We start from the raw sequence: 25,404 nt of genomic DNA, 5'->3' as shown, positions 1-25,404 counted from the left end.
GCGGTCCGTTGATCTCGGCGTTTGGGGTTTTTCCCAACACGCGTCGTGGGTCGTCGCATAGGCCTCCACAACGGCGTCGAGAAATTCAAAATTCTTTGCCCGCCGCGCCCCCGGCAAATCCTCTCACCCTGTTTTCCGACCGTAGCTGGGTCAATACGGCTCAGGTCGACCGGACGCGCTGCACGAAAGCGTCAAACAGACTTTCCCATGCGGACGGGCCTAGCTGACCGGGATCGGTTAGGCCGTGGCCCCCCTTCTCGAACACATGCAGTTCGCTGGCTAGGTTCTGCGCGCGCAAGGCCTGCCACAGCATCAGACTGTTCTCGACCGGCACCACGCGGTCGTCCGCCGCCGAGGCGATGAAGGTCGGAGGCATATCGGCGGGGACATGGCGTTCGATGGACCAGGCGTCGCGCGCGGCGTCTGTCGGATCGCTGCCCACCAAGGCGCGGGCGGAGGGGCCGTGGGCGTAGGGCTGGGTCAGGGTGACGACGGGGAATATCAATCCGGCGAAGTCGGGCCGGGTCGGCAGGCCGTCGATGGCGTCGACGGGAGCGTAGGCGTCCTGGGCGAAGCGTGTCGCCAGCAGGCCCGCCACATGACCTCCGGCCGAGAAGCCGGCGACCGCGACACGGTTCGGATCGAAGCCCAGTTCCGCGGCGCGCGAGCGGACGATGCGGATGGCGCGCTGGGCGTCCTGCAACGCGACGGCGGGACCGGCGGCCCAGCCGTCGGCGGGCAGGCGGTAGTCCATGACGAAGACGGTGTAGCCCATTTCGGCCAAACGCGCGTCGATGTCGCCGCCCGCCTTGCTGACGGCGACGCGCTGATAGCCTCCGCCGGGGATCATTAGGATGGCCGCGCCATTGGGCCGGGACGGGCGACGCAGCATGATCCACGGATCGCGCACGTGGACGAAGGCCGTGTCGTTGGGATCGCCATTCGGATTGCGCAGGACGACCTGTTCCTGAACCGTCACCGCTTCACCGCCTGGCGCGGCGCCGGGCCACAGGGGGCGGACCTCGAATGGCGCTGAGACGGCAGGCGTGGTCGAAGACGCCGTTTGCGCGCGGGCGACGGCGGGCGCAATGAATGCGCCCGCGCCGAAGGCCAGGAGGGTCCGACGCGGAAGGCGAGGCGCGTTCATCGACGCGATCCTTCCGTCGTGGTCTGAACGCCGCCGCGCACATTGCGCTGGGTGATCAGCCGCACGTCCTCCAGCACATTGCCGGGCGCGCCGTCGGTCGAGACGGCCAGGGCGATGCTGTTGCGGCCGCGTGAGTTCAGTATGCCCTCCGGCAGGGTGAAGACCCGTTGCGGCCCGACGTTGGCGATGAACTGGCCCATGTGCCAGCCATTGACGAAGATCAGCACGCGATAGGCCGTGTCCGAACGCGGCTTGTCGATGTCACCGAACGCCAGGGCGATGGAGGCGTCTTGATCCTGGGGCACGTTCAGGTCGAAACCTGTACGATACCAGGTCACGCCCGGCTGAAGGGGCTGGCCGACCGTGGCGGCGCTCCAGCGCGTATCGTCGAACTGCGGCAGGTGCCAGCCGTTGCGCTCGCCGAACAGGCCGCCGTTGTTGGCGACCCCGCGCACGGTGTCGGTGAAATCCTCGCCGCCCTGACGGCCCTGGATCTTCCAGGCGACAGGCACCGAGAAGCCCGGCCCGCTGCGTGGTCCGACCGAGGCCGAGACCAGGCCCCGCGCTTCCTTGTGGAAGTCGTTGGCGTCCAGATTCCAGTTATGGCCGTTGTTGCGCACCATGACCGACAGGACGTGCGGACCCGGCGTACGGGCGGCGTCGGGCAGGGTGAAGCGCGCCATGCCGGTGGTGATCGGACGCGGCATGCCGGTGGGCAGTTCGTCCTGACCGACCAGTTCGCCGTCCAGGAACAGTTGCAGCATCCCGGCGCCGCCTGCGCCGTAGAACAACTCGATCGTCTCGGCGTTCGGACCGCCCTCGAACCGGCCGCGATACCAGACGTCGCCTTCGTGAAAGCCATAGGCGTCCATCAACATGTTCGGCTGGCCGTCGGGTCGCAGGGTGTTGCTGGCGTAGGCGCGGTTGTCGACGGTCTGCCAGTCGCGGTCGTCGAAGTCCGGCTTGGCCTCGGGCGATCCGGGGGCCGTGCGCCAGTTCGTGAGAACCGGCAAGGCGAAATCGGCCGGGCCGGGCAGGGCGGACCGGGCTTCCAGTCCGCCAGAGGCCGTGGCGCGGGTAGCGACGGTCGCGCCGTTCCAACGGACGGACCGGACCGGCTGGGACGACCACAACTCCAGCGGCGTCGGCTCGCGGGTGTCGCCGGTCAGCATCAACTGGCCGCGCTCGATGCGGGCGTGACGCAGCAGGGCGGGGCCGCGCACCAGGACATCACCCTGACGCCAGAAGCGGGCGGCTTCCTTTTCTTCGCCGATCAACAGCAGAAGGTCGGGATGACCGCCGCCGGTGATCTTCACGCGGGCCAGGCCCTGATGGGCGTAATCCAGCTTCAGGTCGCCGGTCGCCGCGTCGAAGGCAGAGCGGACCTGACCGTCCAGCACCGTCACGGTAGGGCCCGAGGCGAAGCGCAGCACTGTCTGGCCGGGCTCGTCCTTGCGGCCATACATCAACGCGACCGGCTGGCGCGCCGACGGCAGGACCGCTTGGACCTCCGACGTCGAATAGACCAGCCGCTGACCGGCCAGATCGACCCCGGCGACCAGCCATTTGGCGTCAAAGCCGCTCAGCGTCATCGGTACGATGTAGCGGCCGTCTGGCAGGTTCGCGGTGACGGTGAAGTCGTCGTTCGTCTGGCCGTTCGACGGCTCGTGCGTGACCAGCAGGAAGCGGGCGTCCGTCTCCGGGCTGCGGTTATGATAGACTTGGATGTTCGGCGACGAGATCTCCACCGGCCCGGCGGGGATCATGCCGGCCAAATCGGGCACCGACTCCAGCAGGCCCGCCAGCTGCTTCATCTCCTCAGCCTTCGGCCGTATTTCGCGCGCCTCGGAGATGGCCGCGCCATAGTCGTAGCTGGTGAAGACCACCGGCGCCGCCAGCCAGCCCCAGCTGGTGCCGCCAAAGCCGACATAGATACTCTGCAGAGAAATGCCGTTGGCCAGGTTCACGCCGTAGAAGACGCGCTGGAACCGCTCGCCGCGTTGACGGGCGTTGCACTCATAGCCGCCGTTGGAGCCCCAATAGTCGAACCAGCCGCCGCCGATCTCGGCCATGAAACCGGGAGTCGAGGACGAGGCCGACGCGCCGCCCTTGGCGCCGCCCGGACCATAAAAGCCCCAGTCGGGGGCCGCCGCGCCGCGCGTGACCTGGCCGCCCACGGTACAGGTCCCGCCAGGATAGCCGTCGAAGGCGTAGAGATCGACAGGGCCATGCACCACCTTGTCGACGGACGAGCTCTCGGGCGCCCAATAGCCGTTGCGGCCCTGGTCGTTATGGAAGATCGGCACATTGATGCCGTCGGCCCGCGCCTTGGCGTAGAGGTGATCCATGTAGCGGCGGTGCGCCGGGGTCGTGACCGCCAGCTCGTTCTCGATCTGATAAAGGATGACCGAGCCCTGATTGCCCCGGCCGTCGCCATTGATCTGATGGCGGGCGATGATGGCGTTGACTTGGGTCATCCATTCGTCGGCGGCGACCAGATAGTCCGGCGAATCCGTGCGCGACGGCGCGCGCTGATTGACCAGCCACCCGGGGAAACCGCCACGCGTCAGTTCGGCGTTGGCGTAGGGACCGGGCCGGACGATGACGTACAGGCCCTCTTCCTCGGACATCTTCAGCAACCGATCCAGGTCGCGGATGCCGGTGAAATCGTAAACCCCCTGTTTGGGGCTGTGATAGCCCCAGTCGAAATAGAAGGCGACGGTATTGAATCCGCTGGCCTTCATCTTCTGCAGCACATCGCGCCACAGCTCGGGGCTGGGCAGGCGGAAGGGGTGCATCTCGCTGGACCAGATGACCAGGCGCTTGCCGTCGATCATCAGGGATCGGGCGTCATAGGAGACGCGTCCGAAAGTCTGGGCGGGGGCGGTGAAATCGGCGGTGGCGTGGGCCGTCTGGGCGATGGCGGTGGAAGCCTGTATCAGCGGGGCGGCGGCGGCGACGGCAGCCGCGAGGAGAAGGGCGCGCATCAGGCTTGATGGAACATCAGTTGCAGCGACCATTCACGCGGCTTGTCGCCCGGCTCGACCTCCATCAGGGGCGCCATATGCGTCCACCATTTGCGCATCAGCGGGTGGTTGGGCAGGTCGTCCAAGGTATGGTTCTCGGCACGCCGCAGGACGGCGAACAGGGACAGGGTCTCTTCGTCCAGGAAGATCGAATAGTCGCTGACGCCGCTGTTCTTCAGCAGTTCGGCCAGTTGCGGCCAGATCGCGTCATGCCGCGCCTTGTACTCGGCGACGGCGCCGGGCTTGAGCTGCATGCGAAAGGCGTGAAGCGCGCTCATGATTCCTCCAGTTCCGATTATTCGGTATTCTGTTTCATCATTTGGTAGATTGTCCGGGGCGGCGCGTCAAACTTCCTGCTGCGCGATCAATCGCCGCGTGGGCGCTCGGGGCTGGCCATCAGGCTGGGCGCGATGTCGGTCTCGGCCATCGGCGGGGCGTCCGGCGTCAAGGTGCGGAAGCTGGGCGCGATATGGGCCGCCAGATCGGGAGCCTTTTCGGCAAGCTGGACGGCGACGGCGCGGGCCAGAAGCCAGGCGCCTGCATTGTCGTGGTGGGTGCGGTCGGCCCCGCCGTCGTTGAACAGGGCCGCAGCTCGATCCTCACCCAGCGCCTCGTAGATGCGGCGGGCGGCGTCGTTTAGGTCGATCAGAGGCACGTCTTCCTCGCGCGCGACTCGGCGTGCGGCCTCGGCATAGGCGCCTAGGGTGTCCTGGATGCGTCCGTCGCGGAAGTTGCGACGCTCGGGCGAGGTGACAAGGACCGGATGGGCGCCGCGTCGCTTCGCCTCGGCGATGAAGACCTTCAGATAGGCCGGATAGGTCGTGTCGGGAGCCGCGTAGGTCTGGGGCCATTGGACCTTCTGATCGTTGTGGCCGAACTGGATCAGCAACCAGTCCCCGGTCTTCAGCGTGGTCAGGATCTTGGCCAGTCTCAGTTCGCTGATGAATGACTTTAGCGTCTCGCCCGACTGGGCGTAGTTGGCTACGGCGATGTCAGGTGTCAGCAGGGCGGGCAGCATCTGGCCCCAGCTGGCGGCCGGTTCGGACGGTTGGTCGGTGACGGTAGAATCCCCCGCCAGATAGATCACGGGCGCCTCGACCGGCGCGATGTCGATGGTGGAGACCTGTGGATGGCCCAGAAACTCCAACGTCAGCCGATCGTCCCAGGTGCGCGAGGCGATCTCCTGCGGCGTCAACACGACGGTTGATCCGCCCGGCGCATTGGCGGGCGGCGAGGGCAGGGAAGGGCCGCGCACAGAAACGATGAAGCTGCGGGTCTGATAGACGTCCGGCGCAGTGACGATGTCTCGCGCCATCAGCCGCCGGGCCTCGGCCTTGACCGTGGTGCGTCCGGCCTCGGGCCCGCCGAAGCGGATGGTGACGCGATAGAAACCCTCGGGGACAGCCGCCGAGAAGACATATCCGTCCGACGTCGCCTGTGGCTCGAAGCCATAGCCGCCTGGCTGATAGGTCTGGCTGGGCGGAACCGCGATCCGGCCCGGCGAGCTCGGCTGGGTCGCCAGGTCGAAGCGCCAGGTCGATATCGTCGCCACCATCAGGATCGCCGTCAGCATCGGGGTGTCTCTTCGCGAGGGGCGGCCTATCGCCGGATATCGAACCCGCCGTCGCCCATGGCGGCGCGCACGTCGTCGGCGGTGAAAAGGTTTAAATCGCCGGGCACGGAATGTTTCAAGCCGGCGGCGGCGAGGCCGAAGTCGAGAGCCTCCTGATCCGACCATCCGCTCCACAGACCGAACAGGACGCCCGAGGCGAAGGCGTCGCCGCCGCCGACGCGGTCGATGACGCCGACCATGTGAATGGCCTCGGCTTTGGTCTCGATCACGTCGTCGCCGTTCCGCGTCAGCATGACGGCGGACAGGGCCTGGTCGGCCACGCTTTCCTGAACCCGTAAGGTGCAGGCGATGCGTTGGAGGCGGGGAAAGGCGGCGAAGGCGGCCCTGGCGGCTTCGCGGCGACGCACGGCCGGATCGGCGCTGTCGAACTTCGTCTTCAGCACCAGGGCGAAGTCGCGGTCGTCGGCGAAGGCGACCGTGGCGCCCGCCAGCATCTTGCCAAGCGTGGTCGGGGGATCGCCGTCCCACTGTTCCCACAACTTGCCGCGGAAGTTGCCGTCATAGCTGATCTTCACGCCCTTGTGGACGGCGGCCTCGATGAGGGCGACAGCGGCGGAAGAACCGTTCGGTCCTGTCGCAGGGGTCACGCCCGAAGCGTGCAGCCATTCGACCCCGTCCAGCAACTGGTCCCAGTCGAACGCCGTATTGACGTGCTCGACGAAGGCCGAACCCGCGCGGTCGTACAGCACCTCCGACGGACGCCGTACGGCGCCGGGCGTCAGGAAATACAGGCCCATTCGGCCCGGTTTGAACACGATCTGAGAGGTATCGACGCCGTGCTTGCGCACCTCGTCGCGGACGCCTCGACCCAGCGCATTGTCGGCCAAGACCGTCGCCATGCCGGTCGGCGCACCGAAGCGGGCCAGCGACACGGCAACATTGGCCTCGGCGCCGGCCGGACGCACGGTCAGCGCAGGCGACTGCATCAGCAGTTCATTGGCGTTGGGCGAAAACCGCAGCAGCATCTCGCCAAAGCAGAGGATGCGGCGGGAAGATGCAGCTTGGGTCATGGTCGCAACTCTAGCCTCGGATCAGCGCGCCTGCCAGCCGCCGTCGACCGGCAGGATGGCCCCTTGGACGTAGTCGGAGGCCCGGCTGGCCAGGAAGACGGCCGCGCCGCCCAGGTCCGACGGCTCGCCCCAGCGACCGGCCGGGATGCGGCCCAGGATCTCGGCCGACCGGACCGGGTCCTCGCGCAGGGCCTGGGTGTTGGCCGTGGCGAAATAGCCGGGGGCGATGGCGTTGGCGGTGATGCGGTGCGGGGCCCATTCGTTGGCCATCAGCTTGGTCAGGCCGGCGACGCCCGATTTGGACGCCGTATAGGACGGCACGCGGATCCCGCCCTGGAAGGACAACATGGAAGCGATGTTGATGATCTTGCCGCCATCGCCCTGTTTGATGAACAAACGAGCGACCGCCTGGCTCATGAAAAAGACGGTCTTCAGGTTGATGTTCATCACCAGGTCCCAGTCGGCCTCGGTGAAGTCGACGGCGTCGGCGCGACGGATCAGGCCGGCGTTGTTCACCAGGATATCGATCCGGCCCATGGCGGCCAGAGCTTCCTGAACTACGCGCTCGACCGGCTCGATCGAGGTCAGGTCGGCGCTGATCGCGTGGGCGCGACGGCCCATCGCCTGGACCTTAGCGACCGTGTCGTCGGACACCGACAGGGCGACCGAGACGATGTCGGCGCCGGCTTCGGCAAGGGCCAGGGCGATGCCTTGGCCCAGACCCACGTTGCCGCCGGTGACCAGGGCGACCTTGCCGGTCAGGTCGAACGGATTGCTCATGACGGTGCTTCCTCTCAAGGCCTGATCAGCGCAGTTGGCAGATGTCGAGCTTGCACATGTCGGTGTAGTCGAGGTTCTCGCCGCCCATGCCCCAGATGAAGGTGTAGTTGGACGTGCCGGAGCCCATATGGATCGACCACGGGGGGCTGATCACCGCCTCGCCATCGGCCATGACGATGTGGCGCGCGTTGTCCGGCTCGCCCATGAAGTGGAAGACGCGGTCGTTCTCGCCCAGGCCGAAGTAGAGATACGCCTCCGAGCGACGGTCGTGCAGGTGCGGCGGCATGGTGTTCCACACCGATCCGGGCTTCAGCACCGTGACGCCCAGCAGCAGCTGGCAAGACTTCACCTTGGCGGGAACGATGTACTGATAGATGGTCCGCTCGTTGGAGGTTTCCAGCGCCCCCATCTCCAGCGGCACGGCCTCGTCGATCGAAATCTTGGTCAAGTCGTAGCGGGCGTGGGCCGGCATGGCGATCAGATAGAAGCGCGCCGGATCGGCCGCGTTCTTCGAGGCGAAGGTGACGTCGCTCGATCCCATCGGCACATACAGGCCGTCGCGGAAGGCCAGATCGGCCGTTTCGCCGTCGACGGTGATCGTGCCGGCGCCGCCGATGTTGACCACGCCCAGTTCGCGCGCGTGCAGGAAGGGCTTGCCCGCCAATGACGGCGGCTCGGAATGGGTGGGCAGGCTCAGCGTGCCGGCGACCGGCATGGCTCCGCCCAACACCATCCGCTCGTTGTGCGAATAGTTCAGGCTGACCTTGTCCGACGTGAACAGGCCGCCGACCAGATAGCGGTCGCGCAGTTGCTGGTTTGTCGCGCCTTCCATCATGTCCGGATGGGTCGCCTGATAAATCTTGTCATACATCGGATCGGACATGGTCTTTGGCCTCGAACGGTTTGATCGTGACGGCTGGTTCTGGATGAACGTCCGTCACAAAGGCTTGAGAGAGCCAGGCGGCGTTCTTGACGACCCCTTTATGCTCACATAATGAGAATGGCATATAAGAAATGGGACGGCGTTGCTAGGCGCTGTTTTCGAGAACAAGGTGGAAACGATCGGGGAGGCCATGGGCGCGCATGACGGCTTGTCGCCGTTGTGTCCGTGGAAATCCCTGCCTGTCCGTATTCACCGATATGCATGACGGCGCTTCGGCGCCTTGGGAATCCGCGATGCCGAACCTGATCCACGACTTGCCTTACGCCGACATCCGCGACGCCATCGCGCGCCTGATGGATAATCTGGTGAACATCAAGGACGACACCGGCGAGTTCTTGCTGCGTCTGGAAGACGGCCGCGTCATCGACACCAAGGGCTGGAACGACTGGGAATGGACCCACGGCATCGGCCTGTACGGCATCTACAAGCTGTACGAGCAGACCAATGATCCGGCAGCGCTGAACATCATGCTGAACTGGTTCCGCGACCGGTTCGCCGCCGGAACGCCGACCAAGAACATCAACACCGTCTCGCCCTTCCTGACCCTGGCCTATCTGTACGAGCAGACGGGCGACCAGACCTTCATCCCCTACCTGGACATTTGGGCGGAATGGCTGATGGACGGCCTGCCTCGCACCGAGGAAGACGGGTTCCAGCACATCGTTTTCAATGATGAGAACCCGCAGGAACTGTGGGACGACACCCTGATGATGAGCGTCCTTCCGCTGGCCAAGATCGGCCTGGTGCTGGATCGCCCGCACTATGTCGAGGAAGCCAAGAAGCAGTTCCTCATCCACATCAAATACCTGTTCGACCGCAAGACCGGCCTGTGGTTCCACGGCTGGACCTTCCTGGGGCGGCACAACTTCGCCGACGCCCTGTGGGCGCGCGGGAACTGCTGGGTCACCATCGCCATCCCTGAGTTCATCGAACTGCTGGACCTGCCGCCCGAGGACAGCCTGCGACGCTTCCTGATCGAGACGCTGGAGGCCCAAGTGAAGGCCCTGGCCCAGCATCAGGACGAAAGCGGCCTGTGGCGCACCCTGATCCCCGATGAGGACAGTTATCTGGAGGCGTCGGCGACCGCCGGCTTCGCTTACGGTATCCTGAAGGCGGTCCGCAAACGCTACATCAGCGCCGAATACGCCCCCATGGCGCTGAAGGCGATCAAGGGCGTGCTGGCCAATATCTCGGAGGCCGGCGAGTTGCAGCAGGTGTCGTTCGGCACGCCGGTCTTCGATGAGTTGCAGGGCTATAAGGACATTCCCCTGACCTCCATGCCCTACGGCCAGTCCCTGGCGATCCTGTGCCTGGGCGAATTCCTGCGTCAGTACATCTGACGCGACGCGGTCTGGAGAAGTCGAGATGACGTCCACGCTATCGTCCGCCCGCTCCCCGCGCTGGTACAACTACTGGGGCTGGGGCTCCGGCGATATGCTGGGGGCGGGCGCCCAGGCGGTGATCACCGGCTGGCTGTTCTACTTCTTCACGACCTTCTGCGACCTCACGCCGGTTGAGGCAGGCCTGATCCTGGGCCTGCCGCGCCTATTGGAGGCCATCACCTGCCCGTTGATCGGGTATGTGTCGGACAATCTGCGCCACACCTGGATCGGGCGAACGGTGGGACGGCGCAAGATCTTCCTGCTGATCACCATTCCGCTGCTGCCCAGCTTCGCCCTGATCTTCATCAGCGGCCAGACCTTCGTCTATTATCTGGCGACCTTCATCTTCTTCGAGCTGCTCTACACGATGTTTCTCATCCCTTGGGAAACGCTCGCGGCCGAGATGACCAAGGACTATAAGGAGAAGGCTAAGTTCGCCGGCGCGCGCATGCTAGTGGCGCAAAGCTCGGCCATCCTGGCGTCCTATCTGCCGACCCTGATCATCAACAACTTCGGCGGCAAGGATTCGGCTCAGACCTTTCTGATCATGGCGGCGATCTTCGGCCTGTTGTTCAGCGCCGTTGTGATCCTAGTGGTGATCTTCACCTGGGAGCGGCCGTTCACCGCCGACGAAAAGGCGATGAAGGCCGAGCCGCTGAACCTGCGCCGGGCGGCCCTGATCCCGGTCAACATGTTTCGCGATCTGTTTTCGACGCTGCGCATCCGCGCCTTTCGCCAGCATCTGTCGATCTATCTGGGCGGCTATATCTCCCAGGACATCTTCAATACCGCCTTCCCGATCTTCGTGGCGACCGTGATGCTGGGCGCGACGGTCATGATCTCGCAGATGATGACGGTGATGTACGTCGCCCAGCTGATCTCGGTCATGGTGGCGATCCACCTGGTCATCCGCATCGGGCCGGTTGTCGCCTATCGGATCGCGGCGGGCTTCTTCACCGCCGCACTGATGCTGCTGCTGATCTTCTATTTCGTGCGGCCGACGGTCGGGGGGCAGGATCTGTTCGCCCTGATCAATCCGGTCTCGGGCGGGTTCAACCTGGGCGCAGCTTTCTGGCTGCTGGGGCCGATCGTTTTGGCCGGGTTGGGGCGCGGCACGCTGAACTTCGTGCCCTGGTCGGTCTATAACTATCTGCCGGACGTCGATGAGGCCGTCACCGGGCAAAGGCGTGAGGGCATATTCGCCGGCGTCATGACTTTGGTGCGCAAGGTGGCTCAGTCCGGGGCCATCATCCTGACGGGCTGGATCATCGAAACCGGAGGCTATATCTCGCCCAAGACCGGGGCGGCGGGGGCTGTGGTCGTTCAGACGCCGGGCGCGGTGGCCACGGTCGCGGGTCTGCTGGTGTTCGGGCCGATGCTGGTCATGGCGGCAGGCGCGATCTTGTCCTGGTCGTTCCGGTTGGATCAGCCCAGTCACGCCATCCTGATGCACGAGATCGACCGGTTGCGCGCCGGCGAGACAGAGCCTTCGAGTCCTGAAGCCAAGACCATAGTCGAAAGCCTTACGGGGTGGCGATACGACCGCCTGTGGGGCCGCAACCGACTGACATAGAACGACTTTACACCGCGCGCACTTCACCATCCCACAATATGAAAACAAAATTTCATATTTGGCACAAAGCGTCGATGATGTTATGAACTTGTCATAACAAGAAGATGAGTCCGCAAAGGACCGTTTGCCGGAGGGAAACGTGAAGGCCGCGTCAGCGGGCAGACGTCATCGACGCCGCCGCCAACGCCAACTGCAAATGATCTGCCGAGCGTGAATGACGCTCGCACCTCAGCCTTCGAAATCAGGGCCGCCGGGGGGCGGTCGCGAAGGCGTCGTTCGAACAATAAGGCCGCAGGGCTAGAGGAGGAACTTCAGTGACGACACAGTCGAACGGGCGATGGGCTCGCCGCTTCATGCATACCGCCGGCGCCGCGGCTCTTGTGCTGGCGTCCGCCAGCGTCGCGAATGCGCAGGAGACGACGCAAACTCAGGCGGCGGACGCTCCCGTATCGACCGTCGATGAAGTCGTCGTCGTCGGCACGCGATCCAGCCTGCAGTCGGCCATGAACCGCAAGCGTTCGGCCAGCACCGTGTCGGACTCCATCGTCGCCGACGACATCGGCCAGTTTCCTGACAAGAATGTGGGTGAGGCTTTGGGCCGCGTCACCGGGGTTCAGCTGTCGCGTGATTTCGGCGAAGGCAACGCCGTCTCGATCCGAGGCGTCGAGCCCGACCTGAACCGCGTCGAAATCAACGGCGTTAGCGTCCTGTCCACAGCGGGCAATCTAAACGTCTATGGCGGCGGCGGCCGCTCCAACGACTTCCGCGAACTGCCGGCCGAAATCGTCAAGTCGATCGACGTGTTCAAGGGCTTCACGGCTGACATGACCGAAGGCGCCGTTGGCGGCACAGTGTCGGTCCAGACCCGCAAGCCCTTGGACTTCAACAAGCCGACATTCTCCATGACCGTGTCGGGCCAAAAGCTGGACACACTGCCCGACTGGAAGCCTCGCGCCAGCTTCTTTGGCGCGACGCAACTGCTCGACGGCCGTTTGGGCCTGATGGCCAATGTCACTTATGACAGCGTTCAGACGCGCGGCGACTTCTACGACGACCACTCTTGGGCGCGTCTGGCGGATTTCGACAACTCGTCGGAAAAGACCGTCAACTACTACAACCAGTCGTACAGCCGAGCCGTGAACGACGCGATCGCCGCCGTCGGCAGCGAGGCGGCGTGCGCGACCTTTACGACGCCGGACGCCAACACCCTGACGACGGCCCAGGCTCGCACAGCGTGCCAAAGCCAGTGGTACGACTATAATCCGCGTGTGCCGCGCTATCGCGTCTGGACCCGCGATGACGAGCGGACGTCTGGCGAGTTCACGGCAGAATACAAGTTCGCCGACAATCTGCGCGGCTTCGTCACCTATCAGACGAACAAACGGACGCAGCAGCTGAACGATATCAACTACGGCACTGATTTCACTTCGCTGGATCGTCTTAATTACACCGTCGGTGCCACCTGCCCGCGGGTGACGACGACCACGGCGGAAACCGTGCCGGGCGTGGTCGTGGACGCGAACCACAACGTCGTCCAGTATCGGGTCGGCAACTGCCTGGGCACTTCCGGGCGTGGCGGCGATACGTCATTCAGCATCTCGTCGCGCGACTTCCAGTATGAAACCAGTTCCGACTACATCACCTATGGCTTGAAGTGGTATAATGACCGCTTCAAGGTCGATTTCCTGGGCGCCAACGCCAAGAGCGAGACGTTGAGCCAGACAAACAACGTCTCGGTCAGCTTCAACACGCCGGGAATGGTCGTCAGCCTTGAACCTGGCACCTCCGCTCCAATCTTTACGTTCGCCCCAGGCTTCTCGCCATCCGATGCCTCGGCGGTCAGTCAGTACCAAATCCAGTATCGGCCGTCGCAGTCGTCCAACAGCGAAGATCAGTACAAGCTTGACGTCGATTTCGATCCTCGGACGACATTCCTCACCAACATCAAGTTCGGTGGCCGCTACTCAAACGCCGAAACGCAAGGCTATGACTACGGTGGCTTCATCGTCAGCCCCGGCGCCAACCTGGCGTCCGAACTGGACAACATAGTCATCTACGCCAATTCGGTGAACTCGACCTCGCGGGTGAGTGACACGGCGACCGTCGATCAGACCGCCGCGCTGTACGGCAATCCGTATCAGACCAGCTACTGGAACACGACGGAGACTTGGTCGCGGGCCTTCTCGAACTCGGTGTTCGCCGCGGCCATGACGCCCCTTCCTTCGGACTTCTACTACGGTGGCGGGTCGCTGCCGTCGAACTGGATGTATCCGAACTTCAACGCCATCGCCCAGTATCTGGACACCAGCCACTTCAATCTGGACAACCTCTATTCAGGCGTCGGCAATGACGGAAAAACCTACGATCAGATCCCGTACCGGGTGAAGGAGCAGACCGACGCCCAGTATGTCCGTCTGGATTGGGCTCTGCCGATCTTCGGGCTCGATCTCGTCGGCAACCTGGGTCTGCGTCGGGTCCATACCCAAACGAATACGGCCGGCAAATTCACGCGCAACGAGACGCGCCTGGTCAATGGCGTGGCGACCACCGCCGTGGTTTCCAATACCCTGGTCGAACAGACTCGCGACTATACGAAGTGGTTGCCCAGCTTCAACGTGAACGCTTGGCTGATCGACAATGTGCTGAGCGTGCGGGCGGGTTACGCCAAGCTGATGGCGCGGCCGCTGTACAACTATCTGCTGCCGAACATGACCTGCACCATCAACTTCGCCAACGACGGGACGGCGGAAGACGGTCCGGACAGCTGCTCGGCCGGTAATCCTGACTTGAAGCCCTACGAGGCGTCGCAATACGACCTGTCCTTCGAATGGTATCCGAACCGCGACACGCAGTTCTCGGCCGGCTTCTTCTACAAGGATATCCAGACCTTCTATCTGCCCTCGCGGACCAGCCTGGGTCAGAGAGATGTGTTCGGCGACGGCGTCCTGTATTTCTACAACAGCTTCATCAATGGCGAGGGCGCCAAAATCTCTGGCGTCGAGCTGACGGCCAAGACCGCCTTCACCTTCCTGCCCGGTCTGCTTTCGGGCCTGGGTGCGGACGTGAACTACACCTATCAGGAAGCGTCCGATGTGGGTGTCTACAGCCAGTTGGACGGCTCGGAACTGTCTTACCCCGGCCTGTCCAGCACCAGCTACAACGCTACACTTTGGTATGAGCGCGGTCCGATCAACGCCCGCCTGGCCTACAACTATCGGTCGGAATATTTGGTCACGGCGGCCGACCAGTCGGGCAATCCGATCATCAAGGAGCCGACCGGCTATCTGGACGGCAAGATCTCGTGGAAGCCGGGCCTGAAGGGGCTGACCTTCTTTGCGGAAGGCAAGAACCTGACGGAGGAGGATGAAAGCACCTATGCGGGCGACATCCGCCTGATCAACAGGGGCTATTCGGGCCGTCGCTTCTTCCTCGGCGCGACCTACAAATACTGATCATTCCGGTGATCGCGGCCGTCGCCTCAGCGGGCGGCGGCCGTCTTTGTTTCAGTGCGTCAAGCGCCGCTGGGGCGGCGGGAGTCCAACATGTCGTTCCAACCTTCTCGGCGTCACCTGCTGATGGGCGCCGTCTCTCTCGCAGCCGCTCAGGCCGTGTCCGGCGCCGCCTTGGCTGCGCCGCGTCGCACCGCGCCTGAGACCCCGCTGCGCTGGCTGGACGGGCACAAGCCCGCACGGCTGGAGGGGACGACCTTCGGCGTGCCCTGGCCGCGTGGCGCTCTTCGCCCCAATCAGACGTTCAGCGTCCGCGACGGCTCGGGTCACGCCACGCCTGCACAGTCCTGGCCGATCGCCTATTGGCCCGACGGTTCGCTGAAATGGTCGGCCCATGCGGTGAGCGGCGATGCGGCGCTGGACGGTCTGATGCTGGCCCCCGGCGCCTCGCCTGCACCCGCCAAGCCGGTGAAGGTCGCCGATCAGGGGCGGCAAATCGTCGTTACGGTCGGCGATCTGGAATGGCGCGTGCCGAAGTCGGGCGATGCCCTGGTTTCCGGCGCCACGCGCGGCGGCCGTTCGGTCGTCGGCAAGCTGTCGCTGGTCGCCTTGTCGCAGGACAAGCCCGAACTGGAGGCGGGAGGCGCGTTAAAATCCTCGCGCTACGGCGTCCGCGTCCGTCAGGCCGTGGTCGAACAGTCCGGCCCCGTGCGCGCGGTGATCAAGCTGGACGGCGTTCACACCGATGGGACGCGCGAGTGGCTGCCGGTTTCGGTGCGGCTGTATTTCTATGCTGGATCGGACGCCGTGCGGATCGTGCACAGCTTCATCTTCGACGGCGACCCGAAGACCGACTTCATACGGGGGTTGGGCGTCGTCGCCGACACGCCGATGACCGACGAAAGCTATAACCGCCACATCCGTTTCGCCGGAGAGGGCGAGGGGGTGTGGGGCGAGGCGGTGCGGACCCTGACGGGGCTTCGGACCCGCGCCAATCCGACGGCGGCCGTGCGCCAGGCCCAGATCGAGGGCCGGGCGGTGGCCTTCGCCGACCTGCCCGACATTCTGAAGAACGACGGCCTGCAGTGGGTGCCGGAGTGGGGGGACTTTTCCTTCAGCCATCTGTCGCCGGACGGTTTCACCCTGCGCAAGCGGACCAGCGAAGGCCATGCCTGGATCGACTCCAATGCGGGCAAGCGCAGTCGGGGCCTGGCCTATGTGGGCGGCGCCTCGGGCGGGGTCGCCCTGGGGCTGAAAGACTTTTGGCAACGCGCGCCGGTCGCTCTGGACATCCGCAACGCCCATACCGACACCGCGCAACTGATGGCATGGATGTGGTCGCCGGAAGCCCCGGCCATGGACCTGCGTGCCTATCGCAGCGCCAACGGCATGGACACGACGGCCGAGGAACTGGTCGGTCTGGATATCACCTATGAGGACTACGAGGCCGGCTGGGAAGACGCCCACGGCATCGCGCGCACCTCTGAACTGACGCTGTGGGCTCTGGGCGCGACGCCCTCGCATGCGGACTTCTCGGCCATGGCCGAACAGATCGCCGATCCGGCGCGCCTTACCGTTGAGCCGGTCCGGATGCATATGGCGGGCGTGTTCGGCGATTGGTCCTTGCCCGATGCGTCCACGCCTATCCGCGCGGCGTTGGAGGGGCGGCTGACCCATCTGCTGGATCACTATATCCAGGAGGTCGATCAGCGCCGCTGGTACGGGTTCTGGTCGTATGGCGACGTCATGCACACCTATGATCCGGATCGCCACATGTGGCGCTACGACGTCGGCGGCTATGCCTGGGACAACTCGGAGCTTTCGACCGACCTGTGGCTGTGGACCAGCTATCTGCGGACGGGCCGCGCCGACGTGTTCAAGCTGGCCGAGGCCATGACGCGTCACACGGGTGAGGTGGACGTCTATCACCTGGGCCGGTTCAAGGGCTTCGGCACCCGCCATGGCGTGCAGCACTGGTCGGACTCGTCCAAGCAGCCGCGCGTGTCGAATGTCGCCTACCGCCGCATCTACTACTTCCTGACGGCGGACGAGCGGGTTGGCGACCTGATGCGCGAACTGAACGAGTCGGATTATGCGCTCCAGAACGTCGACATCTCCCGTAAACTGCCGCCCGCGCCGGGGCGCGCCGTGCCCGAAGGACAGGTGGTGTCCGGCTTCGGCACGTCCTGGGGCGCCTTCATCTCGGCCTGGCTGACGGAATGGGAGCGGACGGGCGACCGCCGCTGGCGCGACCGGATCGTCAACGGCATGACCACCATCGGCGGCATGAAGCGCCGCTGGTTCGCCGGGGAGGCTCCGTTCGACCTGGCCACCGGCCGTTATCAGGGGCAAGGCGACTATGTCGCCGTGTCGCATCTGAACGCCGTCTTCGGCGTGGCGGAGATGAACGCTGAGTTGCTCGATCTGCTAGACGTGCCGTCCTATCGCCGGGCATGGCTGGAATATTGCCGCTATTACAACGCCCCGGACAATGAAATCGCCGGCCTGCTGGGCGAGGCGCCCAAGGGCCGATCGCTGACCGAGGCCCATTCGCGCCTGACGGCCTTTGCGGCGAACAAGGAGGGCGACGCCGCTTTGGCGCAACGCGCATGGAGCGAGTTTCTGGGTCGCGATCTCGCCAAGCTACAGGCGTTGCTCGGCGCGCGTTCGACCCCCGTGGGCGGCGTCGATGTGCTTCGCCCCATACAGGAGGACGCGCAGGTCTCCACCAACGATGCGGCGCAATGGAGTTTGGCCGCCATCGAAAACCTGGCTCTGATTGGCGACAGTCTGGAAGAAGCTGCGGCGCGTCTGGGCTACAGGCCCTGACCGCCGTAAAGCAGCGACGTCAGAGGCGGTAGATCGCCTCGGCGTTGCGGGCAAACAGGCGATCGCGCTCGTCGGCCGAGAAGTCGGCCGTGATCGCATCGAAGGCAGAGTAGAAGGCGTCGAAGGTTCCGTGGACGCTCTCGACCGGGAAGTCGGAGGCGAACATGGCGCGCTCGGTTCCGAAGGCGTCGATGCACTCCAGAACGACGGGGCGAATGCTGTCGGCCGTCCAGGCGCGGTCGGTGATGCCCAAGCCCGAAATCTTGATCGAGATCTGCGGCTGGGCGGCCAGCAGGCGCAGGCCCTGACGCCAGCGCGCTATGCCAGCCGCATCGCGATCGGTCGGCAGGCCGGCGTGATTGACGATCATAGGGATGGTGGGATGGCGAGCAGCGATGATGGCTGCGGTCGCCATCTGCGAAGGATAGAGCTGAAGGTCGAACGACAGGCCGTGGCGCGCCAGCTTGGCGAAGCCTTCGACCCATTTGGGGTCATGCAGCAGATCATGGTCGGTGTAGGTTTTCAGCGGGTCCTTATGCCAACAGATGATCTGGCGCATGCCGCGCACATTCCGGCGCGCCGCATGGGCTTCCAGCAGGGCGTCCAGGTCTGGGTCAAGCATATCGGCGCCGGCGACGATGCCGTGGGGATAGCCGCGCTGGTCTGCGAGAGATTGCAGCCAGCCGGTCTCGGGCAACTGCTGACCGATGGGCTGCCCCGCCTCGACATGGACGATCTTGTCCACGCGCCAGCCTGCCGTATCGACCAGATAGTCGTCCAGGAGATAGTTTTTATGCGCGATGGGGCTCATGTCCCCGGCCGGATTGTTCGGCAGGGGTTGGTCCTGAAGCCAGCCGTAGCGGGCGCGCGACAGGTCCCACAGGTGGACATGGCTGTCGACAATGCGAAGGTCGGACATCATGGCTTAGCCAAAGGCTCTTTATTGAAATATCCGCGCGTGCGCAGCCAGTTGTCCAGCGCCTGAGGCCACAGGCCAAGCGCCGCATCGCCGCCGCCCAGACCCGAGCCGTGAGAACCATGAGCGAACAGGTGCATCTCCACGTCCTTACCAGCCGCCGCCAAGGCGGAATACAGCGCGACGGAGCCGCCGACCGGCACAAGAACATCGTCGGTGGTGTGATAGATGAAGGTGGCCGGTGCCTTTGCGACCACGCCAGGCAGGGGCGTATAGGCCATGTAGTCTTGGGGATTGCACTCCAAACGGGCCATGCGAGCGAAGCGGCAGTATTCCGAACCGCCTTCGGCGTTCACGGTCGTCGCTTCCAGCCAGGGATAGGCAAGGATCAGAAAGTCGGGTCGGCTGGAGACGCGCTCGACCGCATCGGCGGCGGCCGGATCGCCAGCGTCCGACAGGCTGACCGTCATAACCGCGAGATGACCGCCTGCCGAAAAACCTATCAGGCCGATCCTGTCAGGGTCGACGCCCAAAGGCAGAGCGTTGGCGCGGACGTAGCGGACCGCAAGCTCGCCGTCCTCTATCGGCTGGGGCAGGGGATGTTCTGCTCCGAAACGGTATTTCAGTACGAAGGCAGTCACACCCCGCGCGGCGAACCAGTCGGCGACCTGACGGCCTTCCAGATTTCCGGCTAAGCCGATATAGCCGCCGCCGGGCGCGATGATGACCGCCGCGCCGCTGCGTCGTCCGTTCTGCGGCGAGAACAGGGTCAGGGACGTCTCGTCGTCGCCCGCCCGCAGGGCGTAGCGCCGGGTCTGAAGGAAATCGTCCTGTGATATGATGGGAGGGCCGCCGGCCGCCGGCGCGGTCTGCGCCAAGACTCGCTGCGCGAGAAAACCGGCGGCGATTGCCCCAAAGGCCACTGCCATACGCATCGAGCGGCCGCGCGCGACCGAAGGTCTAGAGACGCGGCCGCTCATGTCGTCACCTGCCTAGTAGGTGGTGCGTCCGCCCGACGTGTCGAACGTCGAGGCGGTGGTGAAGCTGCACTCTTCGGAGGCCATGAAACAGACCATGGCGGCGCTCTCTTCGACCTCGCCCAGGCGGCCCATGGGGATCTTGGAGCGCATGTAATCGACCTGGCTTTGCGGCAGTTGGTCCAGGATGGGGCTTTCGAAAGTGGCGGGGGTCAGGCTGTTGGCGACCACGCCCTTGCCGGCCAGTTCCTTCCCCAGCGACTTGGTGAAGCCGATCACGCCGGCCTTTGAGGCGGAATAGGCTGAGGCATTGGGATTGCCTTCCTTGCCCGCGACCGAGGCCACATTGACGATCCGGCCATAGCCGTTGGCCAGCATGAAGGGCACGATGGCGCGCGAGCAGTAGAAGACGCCGTTCAGATTGATGTCGACGACGCGCTTCCAGCTGTCGATCGGAAACTCATGCACCGGCACGGTGGCGCCGGTTATGCCGGCCGAGGCGACCAGGATGTCGATGCGGCCGTCCAGCGCCTGGGCCGAGTCCTGGGCCGCTGCGGCGACGGCCTCGGGGTCGGCGACATCCAGGGCGATCACATGGGCGGCCCCGACCTCGGCGGCGGCGGCCGTCAGCGCCTCGGCGTTGAGGTCCCACAGCACGACCTTGCCACCCTCGGCGACGATGCGGGCGGCGGCGGCCTTGCCCAGGCCCGACGCGCCGCCGGTGACGATGGCGGTGCGGCCCGCGAAACGGCCTTGATAGGCGCTCATCGCGTCCACTCCACGAAGGTCTGACCCTGTTCACCGAGCTTCTGGATGCCCAGGCGCACCGTGTCGCCGGCCTTCAGATAAAGCGGCGGCTTCTGGCCCAGACCCACGCCGGGCGGGGTGCCGGTGGTGATCAGATCGCCGGGCTCCAGCGTCATGAACTCCGACAGATACGACACGATCTCGGCGACGCCGAAGATCATGGTCTTCGTATTGCCGGTCTGCATGCGCGTGCCGTTCAGGTCCAGCCACATGTCCAGATCCTGAACGTCGCCGACCTCGTCGGTCGTGACCAGCCAAGGGCCGACGGGGCCGAAGGTGTCGCAGCCCTTGCCCTTGTCCCAGGTGCCGCCGCGCTCGGTCTGATAGGCGCGCTCGGACACGTCGTTGATCAGGACGTAGCCGGCCACGTTATCCAAAGCCTCGGCCTTGGTGACGTAGGAGGCGGGCTTGCCGATGACGATGCCCAGCTCGACCTCCCAGTCGGTCTTTTCCGAGCCGCGCGGGATGACCACGTCGTCGTTCGGCCCGTTCAGACAGGTAATGGCCTTGGTGAACAGCACCGGCTCTTCGGGGATCGGCAGATTGGATTCGGCTGCGTGGTCGGCGAAGTTCAGGCCGATGGCCAGGAATTTGCGCACGCCATTGATTGGCACGCCGTAGCGGGGCTGGCCTTCGATTAGGGGCAGGGTGGTCGGGTCGATGGCCTTCAGCGCCTCGAGCGCGGGGCCATACAGTTGGTCCGGCGTGATGTCGGCGATGTGGCCCGACAGGTCGCGGATGCGCCCCTCGGCGTCCAGCGTGCCCGGCTTTTCCTGGCCCTTGGGGCCGTAACGCAGCAGTTTCATGGTGAGGGAAGGGCTTTCGTCGTGGCGAAGTTAGGGGCGCGCGTACGGGCGATGCAGGGCGATGTTGCGGTTCAGCTCGACGCCGAAGCCGGGGGTATCTGGAACCTTCAGGCGGCCGTGTACGGGGACGGGTTCGCCGATCAGTTGCGGATGGAACATCGGCACGACCTCGTCGGCGCCGGGGGCCATCATCAGGAACTCGGCGAATGGGCTGTTATGGCGCGTCACCACGAAGTGGTAGGAATAGACCGACGAGCCGTGAGGGATCATCAGCACGCCCTTGGCGTCGGCCAGGGCCGAAATCTTCTGCAGTTCGGTGACGCCGCCGCACCAGCCCACGTCCGGCTGGATGATGTCGCAGCATTCCATCTCCAGCAGCATGCGGAAGCCCCAGCGGGTGGCCTCATGCTCGCCGGTCGTGACCAACATCCCCTTGGGGGCATTCTTCTTCAGCGCCTGATAGCCCCAGTAGTCATCGGGGCTGAGCGCCTCCTCTATCCACTTCAGACCCAGCTTGTGCGCCTCGTGCGCCAGACGGGTGGCATAGTTCAGGTCCAGCGCCATCCAGCAGTCGAACATCAGCCAGAAGTCCTCGCCGCAGGCGTTCCGCATGGCTGCGAGTTCAGCGATGTTCTTGTGCAGGCCTTCTTCGCCCTCGGCCGGGCCGTGGTGCAGGGGCATCTTGCCGCCGATGAAGCCCAATTCCTTGGCTTTGTCCGGGCGCGCGCCGGTGGCGTAGAAGGTCAGTTCGTCGCGCACCGCCCCGCCCAGCATGGCGAAAACCGGCTCCTGACGCAGACGGCCCAGCAGGTCCCACAGCGCCAGATCCACGCCGGAGATGGCGTTCACCACCAGACCTTTTCGGCCGTAATACTGGGTCGAGAAATACATCTGGTCCCAGATCTTCTCGACCTCGGACGGATCGCGCCCTTCGAGGAAGCGGGCCAGGTGTTTCTCGACGATATAGGCGGCGGGTTCGCCGCCGGTCGTCACCGCAAATCCGACCACGCCGTTCTCGGCCTCGATCTCGACGACCAATGTGCCCAGCACATTGATGCCGAAGCTGCGGCGGCTCTGGCGGTACTCGGGGTATTTCGCCATGGGAGTGGCGATGTGGTCGTCGATCCAGTGGCCGTCGCCCTGATCGTGGTAATCGGCGCCGCCGCCCGTGCCGTCGTTTTTCACGACGAAGGCGCGGACGTGTTTGATGCGGGGCAGGCGGCTCATCGCGCCATCACCAAGGATTGGTGATTTGCTCCCATAATGCGGGATTTCACTGGCGTTCCTCCGTGCGCAGCGTCAAAGTCAGGTCCGTGTAGAGGAGCGACTTGCGCGTTTTTCTACATTCTGAGAATGAGGATTACGAAATGGGACGAACGCCGTCAATCAAGACCGCACAGGTCGATGGGGATGAAGAGGTCGGCGCCAAGGCGTCCGGCAGCCAGACCCTGCTGCGGGGTCTGGACGTCATCGACGCCGTGATCGACGGCTCCCTGCCGCTGGCCGAACTTTCGGAAAAGCTGGAGTTGACGCGCAGCACGACCCACCGCCTAGCCTCGGCCCTGGTCGAGCGGCGGCTGCTGTCGTTCCGCCCGCGCGAGGGCTACTCCCTCGGCCCCAAACTGCTGGAGCTGGGCCATGCCGCCAGCCAGCAGATGCATTTGCCGCGCGTGGCCCGGCCGTGGCTGGAGCAGCTGTCGGCCCAGACCGACGACACCGTGCATCTGGGCGTGCTGGACGGGCGTCATGCGCTGTATCTGGACAAGGTGGCGGGGCGCAGGCGGATCAACATCGGCTCGCGCCTGGGCGAACGTCATCCGATCGCCTCGACCGGCCTGGGCAAGGCACTGATCCTGGACAAGACCGAGGCGGACTGGATCGATTTCTACGCCGAGCCGGGCGCGACCTATGACTCATCCGCCCGCGCCGTCTGGCTGGAGCGGATGCATGGCTACGCCCAGAAGGGCTACGCCTTCGACCTGGAAGAGAACGAAGACCAGATCCGTTGCGTCGCCGCGCCGATCCGTTCGGTGAACGGCCAGATCGTCGCCGCGCTCAGCGTGTCTTCCGCTGCCCAATATATGTCCGACGCTCGGATGACCGAACTGACCAAGACCGTGACCGAGGCCGCCGACGCGATCAGCGCCGACCTGGGCTGGTCGCCCAAATCCTGAAACCGAACTACCGCCGGAGCCCGCATGCTGCTTGAGAACAAGGTCGTCCTGATCACGGGCGCATCGCGGGGTATCGGACGGGCGACGGCGATCGAAGCTGCACGCCAGGGGGCGGATGTCGCCTTGAATACCTTCCGAGACGAGACGGCCGCCGCCGAGGTGGTCGCCGAGATCGAGGCGCTGGGCCGCCGGGCCATCGCCGTCGACGGCGATGTGGCCCAGCCCGAGAGCGCCGCAGCCTTCGTCGATGCCGCCGTTCAGGCGCTGGGCCGGGTGGACGTCTTCGTCTCCAACGCTGGCATCTGTCCGTTCCACGCCTTCCTCGACATGCCGGTCGAGACCCTGCGCCGGACGATGGAGGTCAATCTTCACGGCGCCTATTACATGGTGCAGGCGGCGGCCAATCAGATGGTCAAGCAGGGAGACGGCGGCGCTATTGTCGCCATCAGCTCGATCTCGGCGCTCGTCGGGGGTGAGATGCAGACCCATTACACGCCGACCAAGGCGGGGGTGCACAGCCTGATGCAGTCCTGCGCCGTCGCCCTGGGACGCCACGGCATCCGCTGCAACTCCGTCCTGCCCGGCACCATCGCCACCGACATCAACAAGGACGACCTCGCCGACCCGCAGAAGCGCGAATATATGGAGGGCCGCATTCCGCTGGGCCGTCTGGGCCGGCCGGAGGACATCGCCTCGGTCGTCGCCTTCCTGGCCTCGGACATGGCGTCCTATATGTCCGGCGCGGCCCTGTTGGTCGACGGCGGCGCCTTCGCCAACTTCCAGTAGGATGAGCGCGTGATCATTTCGTCGCCGAGCGATTATCGGGAAGCCGCGCGGCGCAAGCTGCCGCCCTTCCTGTTTCATTACATCGACGGCGGCGCCTATGCCGAGCAGACCCTGCGTCGCAACGTTGAGGACTGGCAGGCCATCGCCCTGCGCCAGCGCGTGCTGCAGGACATGACCAGCCTCAGCCTGGATACCCGGCTGTTCGACGAAACCCTGCGCCTGCCCATCATCTTGGCGCCCGTCGGCCTGACCGGCATGTATGCGCGCAGGGGCGAAGTGCAGGCGGCCAAGGCGGCGGCCTCGCGCGCCGTGCCCTTCACTCTGTCGACCGTCTCTGTCTGCCCGATCGAGGAGGTCGCGCCGGCCATCGACCGACCCATGTGGTTCCAGCTCTATGTGCTGCGTGATCGCGGCTTCATGAAGAATGCGCTGGAGCGCGCCAGGGCGGCGGGGGTGAAGACGCTGGTCTTCACCGTCGACATGCCGACACCCGGCGCCCGCTATCGCGACGCCCATTCGGGCATGAGCGGCCCCAACGCCGAGATCCGCCGCATGGTTCAGGCCATGACCCATCCGGCCTGGGCCTGGGACGTGGGGCTGAACGGCCGCCCGCACGACCTAGGCAATGTTTCGGCCTATCTGGGCAAACCGACGGGGCTGGCCGACTATATCGGCTGGCTGGCGAACAATTTCGATCCCTCGATCTCGTGGAAGGACCTGCAATGGATCCGCGATTTCTGGGACGGGCCGATGATCATCAAGGGCGTGCTTGATCCGCAGGACGCCCGCGACGCCGTCAGCTTCGGCGCCGACGGCATCGTGGTGTCGAACCACGGCGGACGGCAACTGGACGGGGTTCTGTCGTCTGCCCGCGCTCTGCCCGCCATTGCCGACGCGGTGCAGGGCGACCTGAAGATTCTGGTGGATTCCGGGGTCCGCAACGGCCTAGATGTGGTGCGGGCGATTGCGCTGGGCGCCGACGCGGTCCTGCTGGGCCGGGCCTTCATCTATGCGCTGGCGGCGAACGGTCAGGCGGGCGTCGAAAACCTGCTGGACCTGTTCGAAAAGGAAATGCGTGTCGCCATGACCCTGACCGGGGCCAAGTCGGTCTCGGGCATGACCTGCGAGATGCTGGCGATCTGACTCGCGTCAGACCGCCAGCCGTT

Annotated in this window: 19 protein-coding genes; 7 read left to right on the top strand and 12 right to left on the bottom strand. The window is 65.0% G+C overall.

Features of this window, described 5'->3' with window-relative positions; translation table 11 throughout:
- Window positions 1-160: 160 nt before the first annotated feature.
- The 7 genes from GGC30_RS07425 to kduI form a co-directional block, all read right to left on the bottom strand.
- Window positions 161-1,147: an alpha/beta hydrolase gene (locus GGC30_RS07425; protein ID WP_153923299.1), complete on the bottom strand. Its 987-nt coding sequence runs from the start codon at window positions 1,145-1,147 to the stop codon at window positions 161-163.
- Window positions 1,144-4,134, bottom strand: a complete 2,991-nt coding sequence (locus GGC30_RS07420; protein ID WP_153923298.1) for a beta-galactosidase — start codon at window positions 4,132-4,134, stop codon at window positions 1,144-1,146. Before GGC30_RS07420 ends, GGC30_RS07425 begins: the two co-directional genes overlap by 4 nt.
- Window positions 4,134-4,451: an L-rhamnose mutarotase gene (locus GGC30_RS07415; RefSeq protein ID WP_228763657.1), complete on the bottom strand. Its 318-nt coding sequence runs from the start codon at window positions 4,449-4,451 to the stop codon at window positions 4,134-4,136. Before GGC30_RS07415 ends, GGC30_RS07420 begins: the two co-directional genes overlap by 1 nt.
- Before the next feature lie 86 nt (window positions 4,452-4,537).
- On the bottom strand, window positions 4,538-5,746 hold the full coding sequence (locus GGC30_RS07410; RefSeq protein ID WP_228763656.1) for a rhamnogalacturonan acetylesterase: 1,209 nt from the start codon (window positions 5,744-5,746) through the stop codon (window positions 4,538-4,540).
- A 26-nt stretch (window positions 5,747-5,772) separates the two neighbouring features.
- Window positions 5,773-6,816, bottom strand: coding sequence for a sugar kinase (locus tag GGC30_RS07405; RefSeq protein WP_153923297.1), 1,044 nt, complete (start codon window positions 6,814-6,816; stop codon window positions 5,773-5,775).
- Between the two features lie 21 nt (window positions 6,817-6,837).
- Window positions 6,838-7,596 carry a 2-dehydro-3-deoxy-D-gluconate 5-dehydrogenase KduD gene (gene kduD, locus GGC30_RS07400; RefSeq protein WP_153923296.1) on the bottom strand — a complete coding sequence of 253 codons (759 nt, stop codon included), beginning with the start codon at window positions 7,594-7,596 and terminating at the stop codon, window positions 6,838-6,840.
- Between the two features lie 25 nt (window positions 7,597-7,621).
- On the bottom strand, window positions 7,622-8,467 hold the full coding sequence (gene kduI, locus GGC30_RS07395) for a 5-dehydro-4-deoxy-D-glucuronate isomerase (RefSeq protein WP_153923317.1): 846 nt from the start codon (window positions 8,465-8,467) through the stop codon (window positions 7,622-7,624).
- Window positions 8,468-8,772: 305 nt separating this feature from the next.
- Here kduI and GGC30_RS07390 point away from each other — a divergent pair, with 305 nt between their 5' ends.
- The 4 genes from GGC30_RS07390 (at window position 8,773) to GGC30_RS07375 (ending at window position 17,772) form a co-directional block, all read left to right on the top strand.
- Entirely contained in the window at window positions 8,773-9,879 is a 1,107-nt protein-coding gene (locus tag GGC30_RS07390; protein ID WP_153923295.1) for a glycoside hydrolase family 105 protein, read from the top strand.
- 25 nt (window positions 9,880-9,904) lie between these two features.
- The gene (locus GGC30_RS07385) at window positions 9,905-11,494 is read left to right on the top strand and encodes an MFS transporter (protein WP_153923294.1); all 1,590 of its coding nucleotides are present in this window, start codon (window positions 9,905-9,907) and stop codon (window positions 11,492-11,494) included.
- A gap of 314 nt (window positions 11,495-11,808) precedes the next feature.
- Complete coding sequence (locus tag GGC30_RS07380; protein WP_370451917.1) at window positions 11,809-14,946, top strand: TonB-dependent receptor; 3,138 nt, start codon at window positions 11,809-11,811, stop codon at window positions 14,944-14,946.
- A gap of 90 nt (window positions 14,947-15,036) precedes the next feature.
- Entirely contained in the window at window positions 15,037-17,772 is a 2,736-nt protein-coding gene (locus tag GGC30_RS07375; RefSeq protein WP_153923293.1) for a Tat pathway signal sequence domain protein, read from the top strand.
- 19 nt (window positions 17,773-17,791) lie between these two features.
- On the opposite strand, the gene GGC30_RS07370 is transcribed toward GGC30_RS07375, so the two are convergent.
- The 5 genes from GGC30_RS07370 to rhmD all read right to left on the bottom strand — a co-directional run bounded on the left by GGC30_RS07370 (window position 17,792) and on the right by rhmD (window position 22,505).
- A complete protein-coding gene (locus tag GGC30_RS07370; protein WP_370451916.1) occupies window positions 17,792-18,691 on the bottom strand; it encodes an amidohydrolase in 900 nt (299 codons plus the stop codon).
- On the bottom strand, window positions 18,691-19,566 hold the full coding sequence (locus GGC30_RS07365) for an alpha/beta hydrolase (RefSeq protein WP_194943545.1): 876 nt from the start codon (window positions 19,564-19,566) through the stop codon (window positions 18,691-18,693). Before GGC30_RS07365 ends, GGC30_RS07370 begins: the two co-directional genes overlap by 1 nt.
- 114 nt (window positions 19,567-19,680) lie before the next feature.
- A complete protein-coding gene (locus tag GGC30_RS07360) occupies window positions 19,681-20,433 on the bottom strand; it encodes an SDR family NAD(P)-dependent oxidoreductase (RefSeq protein ID WP_153923290.1) in 753 nt (250 codons plus the stop codon).
- Entirely contained in the window at window positions 20,430-21,278 is an 849-nt protein-coding gene (locus tag GGC30_RS07355; RefSeq protein ID WP_153923289.1) for a fumarylacetoacetate hydrolase family protein, read from the bottom strand. Before GGC30_RS07355 ends, GGC30_RS07360 begins: the two co-directional genes overlap by 4 nt.
- Window positions 21,279-21,308: 30 nt before the next feature.
- Window positions 21,309-22,505: an L-rhamnonate dehydratase gene (gene rhmD, locus GGC30_RS07350; protein ID WP_153923288.1), complete on the bottom strand. Its 1,197-nt coding sequence runs from the start codon at window positions 22,503-22,505 to the stop codon at window positions 21,309-21,311.
- 140 nt (window positions 22,506-22,645) lie between these two features.
- Between rhmD and GGC30_RS07345 the strand changes: the two genes are divergently transcribed.
- The 3 genes from GGC30_RS07345 to lldD are packed head-to-tail and all read left to right on the top strand — an operon-like array spanning window position 22,646 to window position 25,381.
- Window positions 22,646-23,452: an IclR family transcriptional regulator gene (locus tag GGC30_RS07345; RefSeq protein ID WP_153923287.1), complete on the top strand. Its 807-nt coding sequence runs from the start codon at window positions 22,646-22,648 to the stop codon at window positions 23,450-23,452.
- Window positions 23,453-23,476: 24 nt separating this feature from the next.
- Window positions 23,477-24,238, top strand: a complete 762-nt coding sequence (locus GGC30_RS07340) for an SDR family NAD(P)-dependent oxidoreductase (RefSeq protein ID WP_153923286.1) — start codon at window positions 23,477-23,479, stop codon at window positions 24,236-24,238.
- Window positions 24,239-24,247: 9 nt separating this feature from the next.
- Entirely contained in the window at window positions 24,248-25,381 is a 1,134-nt protein-coding gene (gene lldD, locus GGC30_RS07335) for an FMN-dependent L-lactate dehydrogenase LldD (RefSeq protein ID WP_370451915.1), read from the top strand.
- The last annotated feature ends 23 nt before the right edge of the window (window positions 25,382-25,404 follow it).

It is taken from the genome of Brevundimonas sp. SPF441 (genome assembly GCF_009661015.1).
Taxonomy (GTDB): domain Bacteria; phylum Pseudomonadota; class Alphaproteobacteria; order Caulobacterales; family Caulobacteraceae; genus Brevundimonas; species Brevundimonas vesicularis.
This window is presented reverse-complemented; position numbering and strand designations above follow the sequence as displayed.

Coding starts and splice junctions, on each gene's coding strand:
- GGC30_RS07375 (WP_153923293.1), top strand. CDS start 15,037: ATGTCGTTCCAACCTTCTCGGCGTCACCTGCTGATGGGCGCCGTCTCT.
- GGC30_RS07340 (WP_153923286.1), top strand. CDS start 23,477: ATGCTGCTTGAGAACAAGGTCGTCCTGATCACGGGCGCATCGCGGGGT.
- GGC30_RS07425 (WP_153923299.1), bottom strand. CDS start 1,147: ATGAACGCGCCTCGCCTTCCGCGTCGGACCCTCCTGGCCTTCGGCGCG.
- rhmD (WP_153923288.1), bottom strand. CDS start 22,505: ATGAGCCGCCTGCCCCGCATCAAACACGTCCGCGCCTTCGTCGTGAAA.
- kduI (WP_153923317.1), bottom strand. CDS start 8,467: ATGTATGACAAGATTTATCAGGCGACCCATCCGGACATGATGGAAGGC.
- GGC30_RS07415 (WP_228763657.1), bottom strand. CDS start 4,451: ATGAGCGCGCTTCACGCCTTTCGCATGCAGCTCAAGCCCGGCGCCGTC.
- GGC30_RS07420 (WP_153923298.1), bottom strand. CDS start 4,134: ATGCGCGCCCTTCTCCTCGCGGCTGCCGTCGCCGCCGCCGCCCCGCTG.
- GGC30_RS07345 (WP_153923287.1), top strand. CDS start 22,646: ATGGGACGAACGCCGTCAATCAAGACCGCACAGGTCGATGGGGATGAA.
- kduD (WP_153923296.1), bottom strand. CDS start 7,596: ATGAGCAATCCGTTCGACCTGACCGGCAAGGTCGCCCTGGTCACCGGC.
- GGC30_RS07410 (WP_228763656.1), bottom strand. CDS start 5,746: ATGCTGACGGCGATCCTGATGGTGGCGACGATATCGACCTGGCGCTTC.
- GGC30_RS07360 (WP_153923290.1), bottom strand. CDS start 20,433: ATGAGCGCCTATCAAGGCCGTTTCGCGGGCCGCACCGCCATCGTCACC.
- GGC30_RS07405 (WP_153923297.1), bottom strand. CDS start 6,816: ATGACCCAAGCTGCATCTTCCCGCCGCATCCTCTGCTTTGGCGAGATG.
- GGC30_RS07355 (WP_153923289.1), bottom strand. CDS start 21,278: ATGAAACTGCTGCGTTACGGCCCCAAGGGCCAGGAAAAGCCGGGCACG.
- GGC30_RS07385 (WP_153923294.1), top strand. CDS start 9,905: ATGACGTCCACGCTATCGTCCGCCCGCTCCCCGCGCTGGTACAACTAC.
- GGC30_RS07370 (WP_370451916.1), bottom strand. CDS start 18,691: ATGTCCGACCTTCGCATTGTCGACAGCCATGTCCACCTGTGGGACCTG.
- GGC30_RS07390 (WP_153923295.1), top strand. CDS start 8,773: ATGCCGAACCTGATCCACGACTTGCCTTACGCCGACATCCGCGACGCC.